13 protein-coding genes are annotated in these 17,800 nt (G+C 67.8%); 7 read left to right on the top strand and 6 right to left on the bottom strand.

Features of this window, described 5'->3' with window-relative positions:
• Nucleotides 1–241: 241 nt before the first annotated feature.
• Nucleotides 242–2,380 (bottom strand): protein-disulfide reductase DsbD family protein, encoded by a 2,139-nt coding sequence (locus ACZ5BM_RS12775; protein WP_498908452.1) that lies wholly within the window; start codon nucleotides 2,378–2,380, stop codon nucleotides 242–244.
• An 87-nt stretch (nucleotides 2,381–2,467) separates the two neighbouring features.
• Here ACZ5BM_RS12775 and hrpB point away from each other — a divergent pair, with 87 nt between their 5' ends.
• The 3 genes from hrpB (at nucleotide 2,468) to ACZ5BM_RS12760 (ending at nucleotide 6,957) form a co-directional block, all read left to right on the top strand.
• Nucleotides 2,468–4,990, top strand: a complete 2,523-nt coding sequence (gene hrpB / locus ACZ5BM_RS12770; protein ID WP_498908451.1) for an ATP-dependent RNA helicase — start codon at nucleotides 2,468–2,470, stop codon at nucleotides 4,988–4,990.
• Between the two features lie 73 nt (nucleotides 4,991–5,063).
• Entirely contained in the window at nucleotides 5,064–6,155 is a 1,092-nt protein-coding gene (locus ACZ5BM_RS12765) for a trypsin-like peptidase domain-containing protein (protein ID WP_498908449.1), read from the top strand.
• 196 nt (nucleotides 6,156–6,351) lie between these two features.
• The gene (locus ACZ5BM_RS12760) at nucleotides 6,352–6,957 is read left to right on the top strand and encodes a hypothetical protein (protein ID WP_498908448.1); all 606 of its coding nucleotides are present in this window, start codon (nucleotides 6,352–6,354) and stop codon (nucleotides 6,955–6,957) included.
• A 13-nt stretch (nucleotides 6,958–6,970) separates the two neighbouring features.
• Here the strand turns inward: ACZ5BM_RS12760 and ACZ5BM_RS12755 are convergent, their stop codons facing one another.
• The gene (locus ACZ5BM_RS12755) at nucleotides 6,971–7,903 is read right to left on the bottom strand and encodes a LysR family transcriptional regulator (RefSeq protein WP_498908447.1); all 933 of its coding nucleotides are present in this window, start codon (nucleotides 7,901–7,903) and stop codon (nucleotides 6,971–6,973) included.
• Between the two features lie 102 nt (nucleotides 7,904–8,005).
• Between ACZ5BM_RS12755 and ACZ5BM_RS12750 the strand changes: the two genes are divergently transcribed.
• A complete protein-coding gene (locus ACZ5BM_RS12750; RefSeq protein WP_498908445.1) occupies nucleotides 8,006–8,704 on the top strand; it encodes a pirin family protein in 699 nt (232 codons plus the stop codon).
• Between the two features lie 190 nt (nucleotides 8,705–8,894).
• On the opposite strand, the gene ACZ5BM_RS12745 is transcribed toward ACZ5BM_RS12750, so the two are convergent.
• Nucleotides 8,895–9,926, bottom strand: coding sequence for an SDR family oxidoreductase (locus ACZ5BM_RS12745; RefSeq protein WP_498908443.1), 1,032 nt, complete (start codon nucleotides 9,924–9,926; stop codon nucleotides 8,895–8,897).
• Between the two features lie 114 nt (nucleotides 9,927–10,040).
• Between ACZ5BM_RS12745 and ACZ5BM_RS12740 the strand changes: the two genes are divergently transcribed.
• Nucleotides 10,041–10,388 (top strand): hypothetical protein, encoded by a 348-nt coding sequence (locus tag ACZ5BM_RS12740; protein WP_498908442.1) that lies wholly within the window; start codon nucleotides 10,041–10,043, stop codon nucleotides 10,386–10,388.
• A gap of 212 nt (nucleotides 10,389–10,600) precedes the next feature.
• Nucleotides 10,601–11,533 carry a DMT family transporter gene (locus ACZ5BM_RS12735; protein ID WP_498908439.1) on the top strand — a complete coding sequence of 311 codons (933 nt, stop codon included), beginning with the start codon at nucleotides 10,601–10,603 and terminating at the stop codon, nucleotides 11,531–11,533.
• 41 nt (nucleotides 11,534–11,574) lie between these two features.
• On the opposite strand, the gene ACZ5BM_RS12730 is transcribed toward ACZ5BM_RS12735, so the two are convergent.
• From ACZ5BM_RS12730 to ACZ5BM_RS12720, 3 genes are all read right to left on the bottom strand, one after another.
• On the bottom strand, nucleotides 11,575–13,668 hold the full coding sequence (locus ACZ5BM_RS12730; protein WP_498908437.1) for a catalase: 2,094 nt from the start codon (nucleotides 13,666–13,668) through the stop codon (nucleotides 11,575–11,577).
• A gap of 330 nt (nucleotides 13,669–13,998) precedes the next feature.
• Nucleotides 13,999–15,852 (bottom strand): M61 family metallopeptidase, encoded by a 1,854-nt coding sequence (locus ACZ5BM_RS12725; protein WP_498908435.1) that lies wholly within the window; start codon nucleotides 15,850–15,852, stop codon nucleotides 13,999–14,001.
• A 241-nt stretch (nucleotides 15,853–16,093) separates the two neighbouring features.
• Complete coding sequence (locus ACZ5BM_RS12720; protein WP_498908433.1) at nucleotides 16,094–16,996, bottom strand: alpha/beta fold hydrolase; 903 nt, start codon at nucleotides 16,994–16,996, stop codon at nucleotides 16,094–16,096.
• Nucleotides 16,997–17,075: 79 nt separating this feature from the next.
• On the opposite strand from ACZ5BM_RS12720, the gene ACZ5BM_RS12715 reads away from it, so the two are divergent.
• The gene (locus ACZ5BM_RS12715) at nucleotides 17,076–17,756 is read left to right on the top strand and encodes a response regulator transcription factor (RefSeq protein WP_498908432.1); all 681 of its coding nucleotides are present in this window, start codon (nucleotides 17,076–17,078) and stop codon (nucleotides 17,754–17,756) included.
• The last annotated feature ends 44 nt before the right edge of the window (nucleotides 17,757–17,800 follow it).

The raw sequence follows: 17,800 nt of genomic DNA, 5'->3' as shown, positions 1-17,800 counted from the left end.
CGCCGTTTTCTTTCGTCGCCCGGACAACCGATGTAAACCGGAGCTCTTGTCCCCGGCATCCGCGCAATCGCGAACAAGGTGCGACGCGCTTCGCCCGCACTCTCGTCTCCGATCACCAGCGCCGAAGGATCCGGCTGCCCGTCACGCGAACGCGGACGGCACACAGGACAGGGCCGATCCGCCGTTCGCGGACCTCAGCACCGTCCTGCGGCGGCGACCGCGCGGATCGCCACCCTCCGGCTCATTTTCCGTCGATGCTGTCCACCACCAGCGTCGGCGTGAGGATCTGCGGCCAGACGATCCCCTCCTTGTGCGGCGGGTAGTAGATGTAGAACGGCACGCCGTCGCGGCCATGCGCACGCAGGAAGCGGGTGATGCCGGCATCGTAGCGGGTCCAGTCGCCCCGCAGCAGCGCCACGTCATGCTGGGCGAACGCCTTGGTCACGGCGCTCGAATGGAACGCCAGACGCTCGTTCACCAGACAGCTCACGCACCAGGCGGCGCTCATATCCACCAGCACAGGCCGGCCGCTCGCCCGCAGCGCATCGAGACGCGCTTCGGAGAAACTCTCCCAGCCCGGATCGTTCGCGGCCTGCTGCGCGCCCGGCTGCAGACGCGCCAGCCCCGGCAGCAGCGCCAGCGCCGCGAACAGGAACGCGACCGCCAGGAAACCGGCGAAACGCGGGCCACGCCGTCCGGGCTCTCCCTGCGCGCTCAACCGCTGGCCGAGACCGAACAGCCAGGATGCCGTGCCCAGCAGAACCAGTCCGGCCACCATCGCCAGCACGCCGGTCGACCCGCCATTCTGGCTCGCCACCCAGACCAGCCAGCCCACGGCGGCGAACATCGGGAAGGCCAGGGCCTGCTTCAGGATCTCCATCCACAGGCCGGGACGCGGCAGCAATCCGGCCAGACGCGGGATCATCGCGATCAGCAGATAAGGCAGCGCCAAGCCGAGACCCAGCACCAGAAACACCACGATCCCCACCAAAGGCGGCGAGGAGAACGCGCCGGCCAGCGCCACGGCCATGAACGGCGCCGTGCAGGGCGTCGCCACCAGAACCGCCAACAGGCCGGTGGCGAAATCGCCGAGATGCCCGCCCCTGGACGCCAGCCCCTGCCCCGCTCCCATCAGGCGTCCGCCGATCTCGAACGTACCCAGCAGGTTGAGCCCGACCAGGAACAGGAGCCAGCCCGTGCCGGCGATCACTGCCAGGGACTGGAACTGGAACCCCCAGGGGATCGCGTTGCCGGCCGCGCGCACCGCCATCATGCCGCCGCCGAGTGCCGCAAAGGCGAGCAGGATACCGGCGGTATAGAACACGGCCGACAAACGCTGCTCGCGTTTCGCCATGCCCGACAGGCGGGCCAGCGACATCGCCTTCATCGCCAGAACCGGAAACACGCAGGGCATCAGGTTCAACACCAGACCGCCCAGAAGCGCGTAGAGCAGCGTCACGGCCAGACCGGTCCGCGCCACCGCCGGACCGGGCTCGGCGGTGGACGGCGCGCCGGGCAGCGCGTTCACCGACGCAAGCCCGGGCCCGCCCGGAGCCGCCTCGACCGAAAGCGCGCTCTGCGTTCCCTTGGAATCGCGCAGCACCACCACCGCACCGAACGGCTTCTTGGGATCGAAGCTGCTGGTCGGCTTCAACGGCACCGTCACCAGACCGGGCTGGATCTCCGCCTTCTGCGCCGCGACCTGATCGATCACGCCGGTTTCCAGCGGAAACACATAGGCGCTGGCGACGGAAGTGGCGGACAAACCGTCGCCCGCCAGGGTGAACACACCCTTGGGCGAGATCCGCGCGGTGAACGGCGAGGACACCGGCGTGTCGGCATGCGCGCGGGCGAACAACGGCGCTTCCGCTGAGGGCGCGGCGTCGCCCGTGGCGGCCGGCAGGGTCAGGGTGAGATCGGCATGATCCGGCACGCACACCGACGAACAGGACAGCCAGTCCGCCGACGCCTTCAGCGTCGCGGGCTCGCCCAGCTTGGCGGACACGGGCGTCAGCGTCATCGGCAGCAGCACGTCGCCGGTATAGCCGTAGCTCATCAGCGGCCCTTCGGGCAGCGCCTCCGGGGTCGGCCAGGTGATCGCATCGGTCTGGCCGGTGGCGCCGCCGCTCGCCGTCACCGTCACATGCGGCGCTTCGCCGGCATCGCCCGGATTGATCCAGTAGGTGTGCCAGCCCGGCTGCAATTTCAGATGCAGGCCGACGCCGAGCGTCTGTCCGGCGCTCCACCCGTCGCGATCGGTCACCAGCGTCGCCACGCCATGCGGCGTGGTGGCGGGCTGGCTTTCGGCGGCGTGTGCGGCGTGTGCGGCGGCGCCGCAGACGAGCAGCAGCGAAAGACCGGCAAGCAGGCGTTGGATCAACTGTGTTCTCCCGACGGGGCGCGGCCGCGATTTTGACACGATCGACCCGGCCCTCATACAGGCGGGATGCCCGACCGATCCACGCCCATGCCCGTTCTGCCGGTGACCGACGCGCTTCCGTCACTGCTGGACACGCTTCGGGACCGGCCCAATGCAGTACTGGTGGCGCCCCCCGGCGCCGGCAAGACCACGCTGGTGCCTTTGGCGATCGCGGGCTTTCTTGGCGCCGCGGAACCCGCGCCGTGGCTCGGCGCGAACCGCATCGTCATGCTGGAGCCGCGCCGGCTCGCGGCGCGCGCGGCGGCGCAGCGCATGGCCTCGCTGATCGGCGAACAGGCCGGCGAACGGGTCGGCTTCCGCACCCGCATCGACAGCGCCGTGTCCGCCGACACGCGCATCGAGGTCGTGACCGAGGGCATCCTGCTCCGCCGCCTGCTGGCCGATCCGATGCTGGACGGGATCGGCTGCGTGATCGTGGACGAGGTGCACGAGCGTTCGCTCGACGCCGACGCGGTGCTGGCCTTCTGCCTCGATCTGCAACGCCAGCTCCGGCCCGAACTGCGCATCCTCGCCATGTCCGCCACCGCGGACACGCGCACGCTCTGCGCCCGTCTCGACGCGCCCGTGGTGGAAAGCGAAGGCCGCATGTTCCCGGTCGAACTGCGCCACGGCCGAGACATCCCGTCCCTGCGCGATCTCGCCGACGGCGCCGCGCGCCTGATCCGCACCGCGCTCGCCGAACAGCCGGACGGCGACGTGCTCGCGTTCCTGCCCGGCGTCGGCGAGATACGGCGCGTGGAACAGTTACTGCGCGACGCAGGCGTGGACGCCGAACTCCTGCCGCTGCACGGCGAGCTGCCGCCCGCGGAACAGGATCGTGTGCTGCGCCCGGCGCCGCCGGAACAGAGACGGCGGCATGTGGTGCTTGCCACCTCCATCGCCGAAACCTCGCTCACCGTGCCCGGCGTGCGCATCGTCGTGGATTCGGGCTGGCGCAGGGTGCCGCGTCTCGATCCGGGCAGCGGCCTGTCGCGCCTGGAAACCGTGCGCGTCAGCCGCGCCGCCGCCACGCAAAGAGCCGGACGCGCCGGGCGCGAGGCCCCGGGCGTCGCCTATCGCCTCTGGAGCGAAACCACCGGACGCAGCCTCGCCCTGCACGACCGGCCGGAGATGCTGGATGCCGACCTGTCCGGCTTCCGTCTGCAAGCCGCCGCCTGGGCCGACAGCATGGACACGGCACCCGAAGCCCTGCCCCTGCCCGATCCGCTGCCCAACGGCGCGTTCGAAGCCGCCGGCGCGCTGCTGCGGGCACTGGGTGCGCTGGACGAAGCCGGCCACATCACCCGCGAGGGCCAGGAGATGGCCCAGCTCGGCGCCCATCCCAGGCTGGCGGCGATGATGCGGGCGGCCGCCAGCCCCGGTGAAGCCGCCCTCGCCGCCGATCTGGCCGCGCTGCTGGAAGAGCGCGACCCGTTGCGCCCGCGTCCCTCCGGCGGCGGGCGTCCGGCCGACCCGCCTTCCGATCTCGCCCTCCGCCTCGACTGTCTGGCCGGGCGCGGCGGAGCGGACGCCGATCGCGGCGCCCTGGCCCGCATCCGCCAAGCCGCCGGCAGCTACAGACGCAGGCTCGGCGTCCGCGCGGAGTCCGGCGGGGATCTGGCCGCCCTGGTCGCCGCGGGCTTCCCGGACCGGATCGCCCAGGCGCGCGGCGAGATCGGCGCGTTCCGCCTCTCCGGCGGCGGCAGCGCCAAACTGCCACGTGGCGACCATCTCGCCGATCGCAAGCTCCTGGCCGTCGCGGCGCTGCATGTGCGCGACGCCGCGCGCATCACCCTGGCCGCCCCCCTGGACCCGGACAACCTGCCGGACGCCCTGCTCCGGCGCACCACCGAACAGGTGGAAAGCGTGCTCGACCCCGCCAGCGGCGCGGTTCTGAGCCGCAAGCGTCGTCGTCTCGGCCAGCTGATCCTGAGCGACCGCACCGTTCCGGCCGACCCGGCGGAGACCGCCGTTCTGCTCGCCCGCGCCGCCGCAAGCCGGATCGCCACCGCAATGGACTGGACCGACGCCGCCCGCCAGTTCCAGGCCCGCGTTGCCCTGCTGCACGGTCTGGACGGCGAGAACACCGACTTGCCCGCCCTGGACGACGACACCCTCGCCGCCACCGTTTCGGACTGGCTCGAACCCGCCCTTTCCGGCATCACGCGCCTCGGCGACCTTCTCGGGATCGACCTGCTCGCTTTGCTGCGGCGCAGACTGGATCACGCGCAGCAGACACGCCTCGACCGCGCGCTGCCGACCCATCTGGCGCTCAAACAGCGGCGCGTCCCGATCGATTACACCGGCCCCGTTCCCACCGCCTCCTCACGGGCGCAGGATTTCTACGGAACCACCGCCCTGCCGGTTCTGGCCGATGGGCGCCTGCGCCTCCAGGTCGCGCTGCTGTCCCCCGCAGGGCGTCCGGCCGCGATCACCGCCGATCTGGCCGGGTTCTGGCGCGGCGGATGGAGCGATGCGCGTCGCGATCTGCGCGGACGCTATCCGCGCCATGACTGGCCGGAAGACCCCTCTGTTGCCAATCCGCCACAGCCCCGTGCAACAGGCGGGTGATCTCGGGATCGTTCTGCGTCTAGGATGACCCGAGAACGCGTTCGAGGTCCGCCCGATGAGCTTAAGCCGCTGCATGCCCAGCTCCGCAGGGCAACCCGCGCGTCATACGATGGCGCTGCTGCTGCTGGCGGGTCTGGCAGCCCCGATCGCGGGCGCGGTTCCGGCCCGCGCCGACATGCCGTTCCTGGTTCAGTCCGGCCCGCTCACCTTCGCGCCGCTGGTGAAGAAGGTGGTGCCGGCCGTCGTCAACATCGCCGTGACGCAGGACGTGGAGGACGACGACACAAGGGTGAAGGTGCCGCCCGCCTTGCGCGGCACCCCGTTCGAGAAGCAGTTCCGCGAACGCATGCGCTCGCGCAAGGAACAGATGCTGGGCGCAGGCTCCGGCTTCGTGATCGACCCGTCCGGCATCATCGTCACCAACAACCACGTGGTCGGTCAGGCGGACAAGATCACCGTCTCGTTCTCGGACGGCACCGAGCTGCCGGCCAAGCTGCTGGGCTCCGACGACCTCACCGACATCGCCGTGATCCAGGTGAAGACCGACCACCCCCTGCCCTTCGTCACCTGGGGACGCTCGCAGGACGTGCAAATCGGCGACTGGATCCTGGCCGCGGGCAACCCGTTCGGCCTCGGCTCCTCGGTGACGGCCGGCATCGTGTCCGCGCGCGGGCGCGATATCGGCGCGGGCCCGTTCGACGACTTCCTCCAGCTCGACGCGCCGATCAATCCGGGCAATTCCGGCGGCCCCTCCTTCGACATGCGCGGCCAGGTGGTCGCGCTGAACACCGCCATCGTTTCGCCCACCGGCGGATCCGTCGGCATCGGCTTCGGCATTCCGTCCGAACTGGTGGCGCCGATCGTCGACCAGCTCCGCACGAAAGGGCATATCGATCGCGGCTGGCTCGGCGTCACGCTGGAGAATGCGCCAGGCGGCGTCGCGATCGTGTCGGTGGACAAAGGCGGCCCCGGCCAGCGCGCCGGCCTGCGCTCCGGCGATCTGGTCACCTCCGTGAACGGCGAACACGTGGACAGCAATCGCGGCCTGATCCGCACCGTCGCCGCCTCCGCCCCCGGCAGCACGATCCGTCTGGCGTTGCAGCGCAAGGGCAAGCCGGTTGAGGTGCTGGTGGTGGTGGGACGGCGAACCGAAGGGCCGAGTTAGAAAGCATCAGAAATGGAAGAAGTGTTTTTTCTTGAAAGAAAGAACCAAAGAACTTTCGTCTGTTTGGCTCCATACTGAGCCACCGCTCCGTACCCAAACGGATAAAAGTCTTTTTGCTTCTTTTTCTTCAGAAAAAGAAGACTTCCCCTTTTCTCACCCCCTCCCACAGGGCAATGATGTAAGTCGAGGACCGAGAATGGCACGGACACTCCTGGTAGCGGCCTTGCTGGCCCTCGCATCCTGCTTCGGCCTCGACCAGCCCGCGCGCGCGGCTGCCCAATCCGCCCCAGCCGAGGCCACACCGGAATCGATCCTCGCCCATCCTGACAGCGTCGAACCCTTCGCCTACGCGCAGCTCATCACCTGGCTCTGGGGCCAGGGACGCCGGGAACAGGCGACGTTCTGGTTCTACGTCATGCAGAACCGCACGCGCCCCTGGGCGCAGGCCGATCACGACGGCGAAGGCAATGGCGCCGCCGCCCTGCGCGCATCGCTCGACGACCAGCTCGGCGCGACCATCAACGGCTGGGTGGCGAGCGATCCCGCGGCCTGGAAACAGATCGTCGACCGGGCGCTTTCCTTTGAGGCGCACCTGCCGTTGAACAAGGCGCGTCCGGAGACCATGACCGAGGCGGCATGGCTCGCGCTCGTGGCCAAGGAACGCGCCGAATACACGGCTGGCGCTCATGCGGCCTTCTCCGGGCTCGATCCCGCGACGGTAGCCGAACAGCGACGCAAGGCCGGGCTGTACAATGGCCCCTTGCAGGACCCCGGCCCGCCACTGCCGGAGGATTGGCGCTAGAAGCGCGACGGCCTCAACCGCTCCCTGCCCCCTCGCCCGCCCAGGGCGCACGCGCCAACTCGCGCGATAGCACCTCGATCACCACCTGCACCCGCTGCGGCCGGAGCGGGTTCGGCGGCATCAGCAGATGCAGCCCCAGCGGCGCGATCGGCCAGTCCGGCAGCGCGGCCATCAGCCGCCCGTCGCGGAGCGCCTGCCAGACCAGGAACTCCGGCAGCAACGTCAGCCCTTCGCCCGCCAGCAGAACCGGCATCACGACATCCGCATTATCCGTCCACAGCCGGACCGGCGGCTGTACGGTTTCCTCGGCCTCATGCGCATGGGTGAAGCGCCACGCGGTGCGGCCGCTGCCGCCGGTGTAGCCGATCAGGCGATGCCGCAGCAGGTCTGACGGACGCTCCGGCATGCCATGCACTGCGAAATAGCCGGGCGCCCCCACCAGAAGCAGACGCACCGAACACAGGCGCCGCGACAACAGCGAGGAATCCACGAGGCTGCCGATCCGCAGGGCCAGATCGAAGCCTTCCGCCACCAGATCCACCTTGCGGTCGCTCAAGGCCAGATCGAGCTCGATCTCCGGATAGGCGCGCAGCAGACCAGGCAGCACGGGCCCCAGATGGGCAATGCCGAACGACAACGGCGCGCTCAAACGAACGCGCCCACGCGGCACACGCGCCTGCTCGGCCGCCTCCTGCTCGACCGCCTCGCCTTCGGCCAGGATGCGCGCGGCACGCTCCAGCGCCGCCTGCCCGGCTCCGGTCAGCGACAAGCGACGCGAGGTGCGCGACAGCAGCGCGAAGCCGAGACGCGCCTCCAGCCGGCCGATCGCCTTGGAGACGGTGGGATTCGACAAGCCCAGCTCCGCCGCCGCGCGCGAGAACGAGCCATGTTCGGCCACGGTGGCGAAGATCGCCCAGGCTTCGAGGTCGGGAAGCTGTCTTGTCATTCCAGGAAACGATGTGATGCCGACGTTTCTGTTCCGTCAATCCACGAGGAAGACCATGTTCCCGTCAACGGGACCGTTCCGGCCCGAACTGGAGTGTTCGAGATGATCGACCGCAGGCCCTTCGCTTCGCTCGGCGGCGCCAACCATGGTTGGCTCGACGCCAAACACCATTTCTCCTTCGCCGGCTACCACGATCCGTCCCGCATGGGCTGGGGTGCGCTGCGGGTCTGGAACGACGATGCCATCGCCGCCGATTCCGGTTTTCCGCCGCACCCGCATCGCGACATGGAAATCATCACCTATGTGCGCGAAGGCGCCATCACCCATCAGGACAGCCTGGGCAACCACGGTCGCACCGAGGCGGGCGACGTGCAGGTGATGAGCGCCGGCACCGGCGTGCGCCATTCGGAATGGAACGCCGAAAGCGAGACCACGCGCCTGTTCCAGATCTGGATCGAGCCGAGCGCGCGCGGCGATGCGCCGTCCTGGGGCGCCAAGCCGTTCCCACGCGGCGAACGCTCCGGCCGGTTCGTGACGCTGGCCAGCGGCATTCCGGGCGACGAAGACGCGCTGCCGATCCGCACCGACGCCCGCATCGTCGGCGCGACCCTCGCCGCCGGCGCCACGGTGGACTACCCGATCACCGCCGATCGGCACGCCTATCTGGTGCCGGCGGTGGGCAGCATCGAGGTGAACGGCGTCCGCCTGGAAACACGCGACGGCGCCGCCATCACCGGCGAAACCGCGCTGCGCATCACGGCCCTCGAGGATGCAGAGCTGGTGATGGTGGACGCCGCCTGAACAGAAGGGACCGCGTCGCGGCCTCTCCACTGGAAATAACAGGACGAGTGTTCTTTCTTGGAAGAAAGAACCAAAGAACTTTTGTCCGTTTGGCTCCATAATACATCAACACTTATACCGAACGGACAGAAGTCTTCTTGCTTCTTTTTCTTCAGAAAAAGAAGATTCTCGTCACGCCCCCCCAATTGCCCTACGCGTTCCAGCGCCGACCCAATCCGCTCAACCCCGCCGCCACCGCCAAGGGCGCCAGAAGCGCACCCGCCCCCGCCAGGGCGGCAAAACCCAGAAGCAGGGCGGCCGCGTTGCGGGTACGGCTGGTGACGTATTCGGCGCCGGGCGGCTTGGTGCGGGCGCCGAACGGCCCGTCGATTCCCGGATCGTCCTCGTCCACGTCATGGAGATTGCCCGGATTGGCCGGAGGCACGGACGGATCGAGCTGCGCGTCCCACATCTGCGCCGCCTTTCTGTCGCCGAGAGACGGCGCCGCGACCTGGATCGCCTGCATCGCCCAGGTCGAGCGGCCCACCCAGATCTCGCGCTCCGGTCTCTCCACTCCATGCAGGATGGCATCGGCGCAGGTACGCGGGTCGAACACCGGGTCCGGCGCGTTCTGCCCGGCACCGGTGTAGTTGCGGGCGCGGCGGAATTGCGGCGTGTTCACCGCCGGCAGATAGACCGTGACGAGCCTGACGCCGCAGCCGTCATGGATCAGCTCGGAGCGCAGACTGTCGGTGAAGCCGTTCACCGCACCCTTCGCGCCGCAATAGGCGGCCTGCAAAGGCGCCGCACGCAGCGCCAGACCCGACGAGACCTGCACGATCACACCGCGATCGCGTCCACGCATCCGCTTCAACGCGGCCAGGGTGCCGAACACAAGCCCGAGATAGGTGACATCGGTGACGCGACGCCAATCTCTCGGCTCGACCGACAAGGCCGGCGAGATCACGGTGGCCATGGCGTTGTTGATCCAGGCCTCGATCGGCCCCAGCTCGTTCTCGATCCGCTCGGCCGCCGCCTCCACCGCGGCGTCGTCGGCCACGTCGCAGCCGATCGTCAGCACGCGGGCGCCCGCCGCTTCCAGCTCACGTGCCGTGCTCTGCAGGCGGGTTGCGCCCCGCGCCAGCACCGCCACGTCCCACCCGGCGCGGGCGAAAGCGAGCGCGGTGGCCCGGCCGATGCCCATGGTGCCGCCCGTGACCACCACCACCTTGTTCGATCGCATCGCAGCCGTTCCCCGTTTTGCCGGACGCTAACGGCAGGAACGGGAAAACGTTCTGCGCTTGTGCGCGGAAGTCGGCATCGCCATCTCGGATGGGAACGGCAGAGGCGTCATCGCATGAAAACCGCATCGATCCTCGCATTCGGAACGCTGCTGGTGTTCGCCGCCCTCCCGGCCCGCGCACAATTCGCCAACAGCGCCGGTCTCGCACCGGCCTCGCCGAACGCGCTGAACATCTCCGGGGCCGGAACCGGGCTCAGCGCCCCCGCCTCCCTCGCGCCCGCGATCGGCCAGCCGGGCCCGAACGCGATCGCCGCCCCACCGACACCGGCCCCGCCGGTTCAGCCGATGATGCCAGGCTACGGCATCGGCGCGCCCGGTCTGCCGAACGGCATGGCGCCCGGCACGATGCTCCCGCCGGGCGCCGTCGCCCGGGAGCGCGCGAGGCAGAATCGGCCGCGCTGACACCGCTCCGGACAACCGGGGATTTCCCCGGTTCCTTCTGCGCCCAGGAACGAAGAAACCCGGGTCCGATCGGGCCCACTGCCCGAACCATGGCCGATCCGTGACCACACGAGGGTAAACGCGTGGCGGCGTTGTTTCCGGCCGCGCACGCTCTTCGCAGGGTGGGTGCAACCGGCTATCGCTGGCGCTTCCGCGTTGCAGCAAGGCCGGCCATGGAATTCAGCACCACCAATGTCGGCCCGCAGAACCCGTCCCGCACGCGCGCGGGCGTGCTGCTCGCCTTCCTGTCCTACATCTTCTATTCGATCAGCGATGCCTCGGTGAAACTGCTGAACGGCAGCCTGCCGCCGTTCGAGGTGGTGTTCCTGGGCGCGCTGCTGGGCGTTCTGGTGCTGCCCTTCGTCCGCAAGCCGGGCGAAAGCTGGGGCGATCTGTTCCGGTTCCGGTCGTGGAAGGCCTGGGTGCTGCGGGCCCTGGCGGCGGTGGCGGGATCGGTGTTCTCCGTGATCGCCTTCACCAAACTGTCCATGGCGGAAGCCATGTCGCTGCTGTTCCTGATGCCGGCTTTCGTCACGATCCTGTCGGTGATCTTCCTGAAGGAACCCGTGGGCTGGCGCCGCTGGACGGCGGTGGTGCTGGGCTTCGCGGGCGTCCTGGTGGTGCTGCGCCCGGGCGTGGAGCCGTTCCATTTCGGGCAGGTCTCGGCGATCCTGGGCGCGTTCGCGGCCGGCGTGACCATCGTTCTGCTGCGAGCCCTGGGGCCGAGCGAGAAGCGGATCTCGCTCTATGGCGCCGGACTGACCGGGCCGATCGTGGCGAGTTTCGTGCTCTGCGCGCCGCATCTGGTGATGCCGACGCCGGTCGAGTGGCTCTGGGTGGTGGGCTACGGTCTGCTGGCGGCGATCGCCAACGTGTTGATGATGATGGCCTCCGAGCGCGCCCCGGCCAGTCTGGTGGCGCCGCCGCAATACTCGCAGATGCTCTGGGCGATCGGGTTCGATTACCTGCTGTTCGGCATCGGCATCGACCTGTGGATGATCGTCGGCTCGATCATCATCATCGGCGCCGGGCTGTTCACCTTCGAGCGCGAGCGCATCCGCCGGCCCCGCTGGTGGAGCCGGCATCCGCTGATCACCCGCCAGTGACGGCGGGTCGATCCGGGATTAAATTACATCGTGTAATTTAATCAGAAGACCTCGCGCACGTTCGGCTCACGATCCCAGATGCGGCCTTCGCTGGCGCGCTTGAGATAGCCTGCCGTCGCCTTGCCGCCGGACAGGGCGACGATGCCCGCATCCGGCTCGACGCCCGCCTTGTCCAGCAGCGGCTGCGCCTCGGCGGTATGGCCGATCACCTTCAGGTGGGCGAAGGCGTCATGCACGAAGGCCACGGCGGCGGCTTCCTTGGCCAGCGTCCTGGCGCCGTCGGCGGAAAGGGCCAGGACCACCGTGTCGAACAGGACGGACGGGCCTCCCGCGAGCTGGAAATCGGCGCGGATGGTGCCGCCGTCGCTGCCCTTGGCGCCGCCGACTTTGGGGGCGATCACCTTGAACATCGCGCCGAGCTTTTCGGCCGCTTTCTCCAGTTCCAGCACCAGGGCGGGATCGGTGCCGTCGGAAACGAGGCAGCCGATCTTGCGACCCTGGAGCGTGGGCTCGAACTTGGCGAGCATGCTGAGCGCCTTGGAAGGCGCGAGGTCGTTACGGGCCGGAATGGCGGCGGGGGCCTTGGGGATGGCGCCCTCATGGCCGAGGCCGGCGGCAACGCGCTTGGCGATGGCCGGATCGACGTTGCCGAGCTGCGCCAGGACGCGCGTGCGGACCGCTTCGGTTTCCACCTTGCTCAGTTCGAAGATGAAGGCGGAGATGATGTGGTCCTGTTCCGGCTTGGTCTGGCTTTGGAAGAATTGCAGCGCCTGGCTGTAGTGATCGGCAAAGCTCTTGGAACGGGCGCGGAGCTTGTCGCCCTCCTCGCGGGCCGGGAAGGAGTTGAAGCCCGCTTTCGGATCGGCGCGTTCGGTGGTGGGTTCCAGCGAGCTCGGGCCGTAGGAGACGCGGCCCTTGGGGATGTTCATCGCCATGTGGCCGTCGCGCTGGAAATTGCGCATCGGGCATTGCGGGCGGTTGATCGGCAGCTGCGCGAAATTCGGCCCGCCGAGGCGGGACAATTGCGTGTCGAGATAGGACTGGTTGCGGCCCTGCAGCAGCGGGTCGTTGGTGAAGTCGATGCCCGGCACGACATGCGAGGTGCAGAACGCGACCTGCTCGGTTTCGGCGAAATAGTTGTCCGGGTTCCGGTCCAGCACCATGCGCCCGACGATACGCAGCGGGATCTGTTCCTCGGGGATCAGCTTGGTGGCGTCGAGAACGTCGAAATCGAAGGATCGGGCGAAATCCTCGTCGAAGAGCTGCACGCCCAGCTCCCATTCCGGGAAGTTTCCGGCCTCGATCGAATCCCAGAGGTCGCGCCTGTGGAAATCGGGATCGCCGCCGCTGATCTTGAGCGCCTCGTCCCAGACCACCGACTGCGAGCCGAGCTTCGGGCGCCAGTGGAACTTGACGTAGGTGCTTTTGCCGGCCTCGTTCAGCAGGCGGAAGGTGTGGACGCCGAAGCCTTCCATCATGCCGTAGGAGCGTGGGATAGCGCGGTCGGACATGATCCACATCAGCATGTGGGTGCTTTCCGGCGACAACGACGCGAAGTCCCAAAACGTGTCATGCGCTGTCTGCGCCTGCGGGAAACCGCGATCGGGCTCCTGCTTGGCGGCGTGGATCAGGTCGGGGAACTTGATCGAATCCTGGATGAAGAAGACCGGGATGTTGTTGCCGACCAGATCCCAGTTGCCCTGCTGGGTGTAGAACTTCACCGCGAAGCCGCGCACGTCGCGCGCCGTGTCGGCCGAGCCCTGGTTGCCGGCGACGGTGGAGAAGCGCGTGAAGACCGGGGTGCGCTGGCCGACCTTGGTGAGCACCTCGGCCCGGGTGAATTCGGCCAGCGAGTCCGTGAGCTCGAAATAGCCGTGCGCCGCGGCGCCACGGGCGTGGACCACGCGCTCGGGGATGCGTTCATGGTTGAAATGGCTGATCTTTTCCATCAGCACGAAATCTTCCATCAGCACCGGGCCGCGGCCGTTGGCTTTGAGGGAATTCTCGTCGTCGGCGATGATCGCGCCCTGGTTGGTGGTCATGGGCGGATGGTCGCCGCCGGCCGGGAGCTGCGTTTCCCCGCCCTCGCCGACATGTTTGAGCAGGGCGACGGGATCGGTGTGTTGATCGGGCATGGGAAAGGAACCTCGAAGCGGAAGCGTCGAGGGGGAAGCGTGCGGGGGCCCGGCGGGTTCATTGGAGACGCGGGGGGTGGGGGGAAGTTTTAAGATTATCCCATTATCAATGCGACGCGATCTCAGCCCGCTGCGATAGAAATTGTAATTCGTCCACGCCCTGCCTCGTTCGCGGTCCATCCCGGCCGGAAAGTCCGGTGCCGTTGCATCTTCGCCCGCACGATCCGCGACAACGCTGCCTGCGCACCCGGCCCGAGACGGCGCCGGACGATGGCCATCTCGGCGAGGCCGTTGGAGTCTTCATCGCGGCACCGTAGTCCTCCGACACGCTCATCTGCCTCGCATGGTCACTTTGTCGGAAGAACCGTCGGACGGCGAAAGGAACACGCCGAGCCGATCCTGTGCACCCTGGACCTGTTGCAGATGCGGGAAGCGCAGATGGCCTCGATAGGGGATCGCGAGGTCTCGGGAACCGTCTCCGGTGCGGACACCGAGAGTGACCGGGGTGTCGGCGGCGGCGTCGGCAGCTTGCAGAAGGGCCGTCGGGGAGAACGGGCGATGGTTCACCGTTTCGATCGTGTCTCCCGGCGACAATCCGGCCCGAAACGCGGGTCCGTCCCAGGAAACGGAATCGACGCGGCCGCCGCGGCGGGCGGCGAGGCCAAGGGAGAACGACAGATCGGTATCGCCGAAGGCTTCCTGCGTGAACACCGCGCTGGGTGTGCGATCGAATACAAGCCGGTAGCCGCCCTTCTCGATCCCGTCGAGAAGGGCGCGCCCGTCATGGGTGTCGAGATGCGCGGCGAGCAGCGTGTTCCAGTCGTAAGGCACAAGATCGTTCAGGACGCGCGGAACGGACGCAATTTCGTAGGTTCTGATGGTGGTCCCGGGATCGTCGCCGCCGAAGAACCGGTGGGCGAAATCGTCGAGACCGATGCGATCCTGCGACCGGGAACGCATGGTCATGGCAACGTCGAGCCAAAGCAGAAGACCGCCGCCGTAGAAATCCTCACGGCGCTGCCAATCTCGATCCGGGATGCTGTGGCCGATCATGTAGATCGGATCGTTCGTGGTATCGGCGAGGGTCTTCCAGACGCGTCCGACCCGGGCCTGCTGGATCGCCGCGTAGGTCGCCAGCAGATCGAGCGCTTCTTCCTTGGTCAGCAAACCTGCACGTGCGGCCAGAACGACTCCCCAGAGTTCAGTTTGTCCTTCGTAAATCCAGAGAGAATCATCACGCTTCGGCGTGTTGAGATCCGGCGTCCAGATGCCTTCGCCCTGACGGGACACACCGTTCCAGGAATGGACGTATTCATGCGTGAACAGAGTTTCGTCGGAGCGCGTGCGATCGGGATTGCGCAGGAAATCAGCCGGCAGGTTGATTTCGCTGGACCGCTGATGTTCCAGGCCGCCATCGGAGATCAGGCGGTCGCTGAGTGAGACCAGCATGTCGTATCGATTGTAATGGCCGAGACCGAACACCTGGTTTGCCGCACGAATACCGGCGCGGAGGTGATCCAGGCGACCGGGCTCCAGAACCAGATCGGCCTCCGTATCCGCGAACAGATCGGCGACGACCGGTTTCAGTGCGCCGGGCGCCAGATCGAGATGCATGACGTGGCTGCCCGCATAAAGCGGGCTGTCCGTCAGCACCTCCAGATCGACGGGAACGAAATCGAGCGTGTCGCCGTGGCGTGCCGCGAGATCGAGGCTCGTTGCGGCTTTGAAGTCCTTGGGCAGGGTGACGGAGGCGCGAACAGGAATGTTCCGGCTGAACCATCCGGCCGGATAAAGCAGGGTCCGGCTCCATGTGACGCTGAGCAGCGCGGGGCTCATCTCGACGGCGCCGGAGGGTGGCGAGATGTATTGGAACGACAGGTCGATCGCACCAACCCCGGACGGCACGTCGAGGTGGAAGGCAGAGGGATCGAGGGCATCGCGCTGCCACGGAATGGGACGGCCGCCGGCCGAGGCGAGCAACCCTGCCAATGCCCAGATCGGCCCGGTGGGGGCGTGGCTGGCGATTTCCCAGCGCGGATAGAACAGGATCATCGGTCCCGGCGCCTGGACCGGAATGGTTTCGTTTACCCTGTAGAGCTTATGGACGATATCGGTGGCATCGACGGCAAGGGTGATGATGCCGCGAAAAGGATGATCGGTCGGGACCGGCAACGGTGCTGGCAAGGGAGCGGGCACCGGACCTGGGCTGGCGTGGACCGGGAAAGGCAGTATCGCCAGAGCGAAGGCAGCGGACGCCAACACACCGGACTGGAGCCAAGCGGCGCGAGATGGCCTCGCGGCATGCTTGGGTAACAGGCCCAGGATCTTCGCGATGGCCATCACAACTGTCTTCTCGCTGGCCCCGAAGGGCGGGGTCAGGCACGGCGACGAGGGACGATAGCGCCCGGCCGCCCGAATGCCGAGATCAGATCTCTGAGCCGGATGGAGACGCCTTCCGGTTGTCGTCTGCCTCGCCGAGGAACGAGCGCAGCAGCGCGTTCACCCGTTCCGGCGCGTGTTGCTGCACCCAGTGCGAGATGCCGGGCAGGCGTTCGATGCGGAGGTCGGTGACGTAGCGGTCGGTGCCGTCGAGGCAGATCGGGTCGAGGGCGATGTCGTTCTCGCCCCAGATCACCAGGGTGGGCGTCTCGATCGGCTGACGGAGCGCGCGCGGATCGCCGAAGCCGAAGCGGCGGACGGCACGATACCAGTTCAACATCGCGGTGGCGGAGCGCCGGTCGGCGAGCTGGGCGCGCAGCGTGCGCATCACCGAGGGATCGACGGAAACGCCGCGGAACATGCCGCGCACGGAGGCGCCGTTGCGTCGGCCGAGCATCCATTCCGGCAGGCGCGGGAGCTGGAAGAAGGCGATGTACCAGGATTTGCGCGCCTGTCTCCAGCGCCTGGCGGCCCGCGCGAAGCAAAGCGGATGCGGCACGTTCATGATCACGAGGCGCTCGAGGGGGCGGACGCGCAGCGCCGCGAAGCACCAAGCGACCACCGCGCCCCAGTCATGGGCGATCAGCACCACCTGCTTCGCGCCGGAGGCGTCGATCAGGGCCGCGACGTCTTCCATGAGATTGGGTAGGGCGTAGTCGGCCACCTCGGGCGGCCTGGAGGAGCGGCCGTATCCGCGCTGGTTCACCGCCCAGACCCGGAAGCCCTGTTCGACCAGGGGGCCGATCTGATGGTGCCAGCTGAGCGCGTTCTCGGGGAAACCGTGCAGCAGCAGGGCGAGCCTGTCGCCCTCGCCTGCTTCGATCAGCTCGAAACGCTGCCCGTTCGCGTCCACGAAACGGGCTGGAAACCTTTCAACGGCTTCACCCATGGTTCATTCCTCCGCACATGGACAGGACGCGCCGGCCGGCGCAGGTTTGCAATCCTGTTTCAGGGAGACATCCACCCCCATGCGTATCCTGCTGGTCGAGGACGACCAGACCGTTCGCGGCTTCGTCGCCAAAGGGTTGAAAGAGGCCGGCCATGTCGTGGACCAGGCCGATAACGGCAAGGACGGTCTGTTTCTGGCCGTAAGCGAAAGTTTCGACACCATCATTCTGGACCGGATGCTGCCCGGCGGCATCGACGGTCTGCATCTGCTGGAAACGATTCGGGCCCAGAACAACCGCACGCCGGTTCTGGTGCTGAGCGCGCTGAGCCAGGTGGATGACCGCGTGGCGGGGTTGAAGGCGGGCGGCGACGATTACCTGACCAAGCCGTTCGCGTTCTCGGAGCTTCTGGCCCGTGTGGAGGCGCTGGGGCGCCGGGGCAAGGGCGAGACCGGGCCTGCGACCCGTCTGGTGGTGTCGGATCTGGAGATGGACCTCCTGTCGCGTCAGGTGAAGCGCGGCGGGCAGAAGATCGACCTCCAGCCGCGCGAATTCAGGCTTCTGGAATATCTGATGCGCCATGCTGGCCAGGTGGTGACGCGCACCATGCTGCTGGAAGGGGTGTGGGATTATCATTTCGATCCGCAGACCAACGTGATCGACGTGCATGTGTCGCGTCTGCGCCAGAAGATCGACAAGCCGTTTCCCGCCGCGCTGATCCACACGATCCGCAACGCCGGCTACATGCTGCGAGACGACTAGCGTGGCGCTTCCCGCGCTCCAGGGGTTCGGGAGCTCGGCGAAAC

It is taken from the genome of Lichenicola sp. GTC18331 (assembly GCF_055386855.1).
The sequence above is the reverse complement of the archived record's forward strand: the minus strand, read 5'-3'. Positions and strand labels throughout refer to the sequence as shown.